The sequence below is a fragment of the Aequorivita sinensis genome (genome assembly GCF_006346335.1).
In the GTDB taxonomy this organism is placed as follows: Bacteria; Bacteroidota; Bacteroidia; order Flavobacteriales; family Flavobacteriaceae; genus Aequorivita; species Aequorivita sinensis.
In genome coordinates, this window is the sequence record NZ_VDMC01000083.1 from 1 (window position 1) to 304 (window position 304).

Sequence of the window (304 nt, forward strand, 5' to 3'; positions counted from 1 at the left end):
ACACCTAAGCTACAACCCTGACCATAGTGTTTTTGAAGTTGGAGTGGGAGGCAATGTTATTATTACCCCTGTTACTCCGCTTTTGGGAGATAGTTATACTTACAAGTTTGGCGGTCTTGCATCCGACGAGGGAGGCACGACCGAGAGGAATGCATGCCTCAAAGAGGAGTTCAACATAAACACCTACGACTTTGGCGCACGTAATTACGACCCAGCTTTAGGAAGGTGGATGAACGTTGACCCATTGGCGGAGGAAATGAGAAGGTACTCGCCTTATAATTATGCTTTTAATAATCCTATATAT

The 304-nt window shown here is 44.7% G+C and carries 1 protein-coding gene; it reads left to right on the top strand.

Translation table 11 applies throughout. The features are described 5' to 3' along the window. On the top strand, positions 1–304 hold a 304-nt coding region (locus FHP04_RS14455; protein ID WP_218937271.1), incomplete at both ends, for an RHS repeat-associated core domain-containing protein.